3 protein-coding genes and 1 pseudogene are annotated in these 3,684 nt (G+C 72.4%); 2 read left to right on the forward strand and 2 right to left on the reverse strand.

What is annotated here, in order from left to right:
- Nucleotides 1-302: pseudogene (locus D455_RS31180) on the reverse strand (S9 family peptidase); the annotation flags it as partial.
- Between the two features lie 301 nt (nt 303-603).
- Nucleotides 604-1,623, reverse strand: a complete 1,020-nt coding sequence (locus D455_RS0120850) for a ferrochelatase (RefSeq protein ID WP_275040902.1) — start codon at nt 1,621-1,623, stop codon at nt 604-606.
- 154 nt (nt 1,624-1,777) lie between these two features.
- Between D455_RS0120850 and D455_RS0120855 the strand changes: the two genes are divergently transcribed.
- Both D455_RS0120855 and D455_RS0120860 read left to right on the forward strand, forming a co-directional pair.
- A complete protein-coding gene (locus D455_RS0120855; RefSeq protein WP_040685020.1) occupies nt 1,778-3,076 on the forward strand; it encodes a D-arabinono-1,4-lactone oxidase in 1,299 nt (432 codons plus the stop codon).
- A gap of 128 nt (nt 3,077-3,204) precedes the next feature.
- Nucleotides 3,205-3,684, forward strand: a 480-nt coding sequence (locus D455_RS0120860) for a sigma-70 family RNA polymerase sigma factor (RefSeq protein ID WP_017572632.1), incomplete at its 3' end; no start/stop codon positions are given.

Below are 3,684 nucleotides of genomic sequence, written 5' to 3' on the forward strand. Positions count from 1 at the left end.
ACGGCCTTGGCGTCGGCCGTGGCCTCGGGGTCGGGGCGGCCCGTGGTGAACAGGACCGAGCCGTCGGGGAGGAAGCCGACGCCGCCCTCGCCCTTGGCGGAGCGGGTGAGGCGTCTGGGGGCGCGACCGCCCTCGGACTCGGGGGTGACGTCGATCTCCCACAGGGCGCTGCGGAAGGACTTGGCGTCGGGGGCGATGCCGCTGACCGGCGCGACCAGACGGGTTCCGTCCGGGGAGAGGCGCAGTCCGTTGACACGGCGCAGTCGGACGTACTCCGGCAGTTCATACCAGGAACGAACCAAGACACATACTCCTGAAACGTCGACTTGTGATCGGGGCCGACCTCGTCGAGGGGGGCCGTGGGGGCCGCTGGTTTCCCCGCCCGTTCCCGAGCGGTGTCAGCAGTGTTTACCCACCTTGCCACACGTGGTGAGCACTGTGTCGAGCCTCACCCCCGTAGGGGCCGGGCGGAACGGCGGGTTCCCCTCCTGGTCCCAGGATGGTCCCGACCGGGACCGCGGCGAAAGCCCCCTCCGGAAACTGTGGACGACCCCGCGCCGGACGACCCCGCGGCCGGGCGCGCCGGCCGCGGGGATCAGCGCCTCAGGCCGAGCAGGAGCAGTCGGTGCAGCGCGCGAGCGAGCTCAGGCGCCTGGGCTCGGTCCCCTCCGCGTACTCGCGGACCAGGTCGGTCACCATGGACACGAACGCCGGGTGCGTGCCGGGGCTGAGCGCGCGCTCGTAGCCGATGCCGAGCTTCTTGGCGGTCTCGCGGGCCTCCACGTCGAGGTCGAATCTGACCTCCATGTGGTCGGAGACGAAGCCGTGCGGGATCACGACCACGGCGGGCACGCCCTCGGCGGCCAACTCCTCCATGCGGTCGTTGACGTCGGGCTCCAGCCAGGGCTGGCTGGGCGGGCCGCTGCGGCTCTGGTAGACGACCTCGTGGGGGAGGTCGCGGTCGAGCCGTTCCACCACCAGACGCGCCACCTCGGCCAGCTGGGCGCCGTAGGCGCCCTCGGGGCCGAAGGAGTGGCCGGGGCCCCCGCTGGCCTCGGCCATCGACGTGGGGATGGAGTGCGCGGAGAAGAGCAGGTGCGCGCCCTCGCGCTGCTGCTCGGGCAGGGCCTCCAGGGCGGCGCGGGTGTGCTCGACCAGCGGTTCGACGAAGCCGGGGTGGTCGTAGAAGGGCCGGATGAGGTCGACCTCGGGGGCGTCCTCGCCCAGCGCCGCGCGGGCGCGGGCGACGTCCTCCTCGTAGGCGGTGCGGCTGGACCAGTTGCAGTAGGCGGAGGTGGGCAGCGCCAGGACGCGGCGCACGCCGTCCTCCTTCATCCGGGCCAGGGTGTCGGTGAGCATCGGGGCCCAGAACCGGTTGCCCCAGTAGACGGGCAGGTCGATCCCGTTGGCGGCGAAGTCGGCGGTGACCGCGGCGAGCAGGTCGCGGCACTGCTGGTTGATCGGGCTGACCCCGCCGAAGAGGAAGTAGTGCTCGCCGACCTCGGCGAGCCGCTCGCGGGGGATGTTGCGCCCTCGGGTGACGTTCTCCAGGAACGGGATGACCTCGTCCTCGCCTTCCGGGCCACCGAAGGAGATCAGCAAAAACGCGTCGTAGTAGCTCACGTGTCCCATGAAACCAGTTCCCGCGCGCCCGCTCGCGCGACCCCCCGTGTCCGTGTCCTGTGGTCTTGGCCTCTCCCGCGGCCTCCGCCGAGGCGCCGTGGCCGGTACCCGGGGTCCCCTGGTCGCACGGGTGACCCGTCGGTAACCTCACCGCATGACAGATGTGTTGTGGCACACGTGGGCGGACACCCACCAGGCCCGCCCCAGACGTACGGCGACCCCGGGAGGCGCGGCGGAGGTCGCCGCGGCGGTCTCCTCGGCCGCCGACGACGACCTGCGGGTCCGCATGGTCGGTACGGGGCACTCCTTCACCGACGTGGCCGTCACCGACGGTCTCCTCCTCTCCCCCACCTCCCTGACCCGGGTGCGTTCGGTCGACCCGGAGGCGGGCACCGCCACGGTCGAGGCGGGCCTGCCCCTGTGCGACTTCAACGACGTGCTGGCCGAACACGGGGTGGCGCTGGCCAACATGGGCGACATCGCCGTGCAGACCATGGCGGGCGCGGTGCAGACCGGCACCCACGGCACCGGCAGGGACGCGGGCGGGCTGGCCAGCCAGGTGGTCGGCCTGGAGATGGTGCTCGCGGACGGGTCTGTGGTCGAGTGCTCGGCGGAGCGCGATCCGGACCTGTTCCACGCGGCGCGTGTGGGCCTGGGTGCGTTCGGCGTGGTCACCGCCCTGACCATGGCGGTGCGCCCGTCCTTCCTGCTGCACGCGCGCGAGGAGCCGATGCCGTTCGAGGAGGTGCTGGAGCGCCTGCCAGAGCTGCGCGCGGACAACGACCACTTCGAGTTCTTCTGGTTTCCGCACACCGGCAACACCAACACCAAGCGCAACAACATCACTCGGGGGCCCGCGCGGCCCCTGTCCCCCTTCCGGAAGTGGCTGGACGACGACTTCCTGTCCAACACGCTCTTCGAGGGGGTCAACCGGGTGTGCCGCCGGTTCCCGGGCGCGGTGCCCGCGGTGAACCGGATCAGTTCGCGGGCCCTGTCGGCGCGCAGCTACACCGACGCCTCGCACCGGGTGTTCGCCTCGGTGCGCGACGTGCGGTTCGTGGAGATGGAGTACGCGGTGCCCGCCGAGCACCTGGTGGACGTGCTGCGTGAGGCGCGCTCCGTCGTGGACCGGCGCGGGCACCGGGTGAGTTTCCCGGTGGAGGTGCGCTTCGCCCCGGCCGACGACGTGTGGCTGTCCACCGCCTACGGGCGCGACACCGCGTACGTGGCGGTGCACATGTACAAGGGGACCCCCCACGAGGACTACTTCGCCGATCTGGAGGCGGTGTTCACCTCCGTGGGCGGGCGTCCGCACTGGGGCAAGATGCACACGCGCGACCGCGCGTACCTGGAGGAGGTCTACCCGAGGCTGGGCGAGGCCCTGGCGGTGCGGGACCGCGTGGACCCGGGGCGCAGGTTCGGCAACGCCTACCTGGAGCGGGTCCTGGACTGAGCGGTCGGGGAGGCGGCCGGAGTGACCGGGGCGGCCGGAACGTGCCACCGCCCGGTTCCGGTCCCCGTCACATCGGCCGGTCGCGCGGGGTCGACCCGGTGACGCCGCATCGGAGAGGAACGTGACGGGTGAACGAGAACGCATGGCTCGCCGAGGGTTTCGAGGAGCACCGCCCGCGCCTGCGCGCGGTGGCCTACCGGATGCTCGGGTCCGGGGCCGAGGCCGACGACGCGGTGCAGGAGGCCTGGCTGCGCCTTCGCCGTAACGACGCCGAGGAGATCGACAACCTCGCCGCGTGGTTGACCACGGTGGTGGCGAGGGTGTGCCTGAACACGCTGCGCTCGCGGGAGCGGCGACGCGAGGAGCCCCTCGACGTACGCGTGCCCGACCCCGTCGTCAGCCGCGAGGAGGGCGGGGACCCCGAGCGGGAGGCGGTGCTGGCCGACTCTGTGGGGTTGGCCCTCCTGGTGGTCCTGGAGACCCTGAAACCCGCCGAGCGCCTCGCGTTCGTGCTGCACGACATGTTCGCCGTGCCCTTCGAGGAGATCGCGCCGATGGTCGACCGCTCCCCGGCCGCGGCGCGGCAGCTCGCGAGCCGGGCCCGGCGG

The sequence above is a fragment of the Nocardiopsis halotolerans DSM 44410 genome, assembly GCF_000341065.1.
Classification (GTDB): Bacteria; Actinomycetota; Actinomycetes; order Streptosporangiales; family Streptosporangiaceae; genus Nocardiopsis; species Nocardiopsis halotolerans.

Coding starts and splice junctions, on each gene's coding strand:
- D455_RS0120855 (WP_040685020.1), top strand. CDS start 1,778: ATGACAGATGTGTTGTGGCACACGTGGGCGGACACCCACCAGGCCCGC.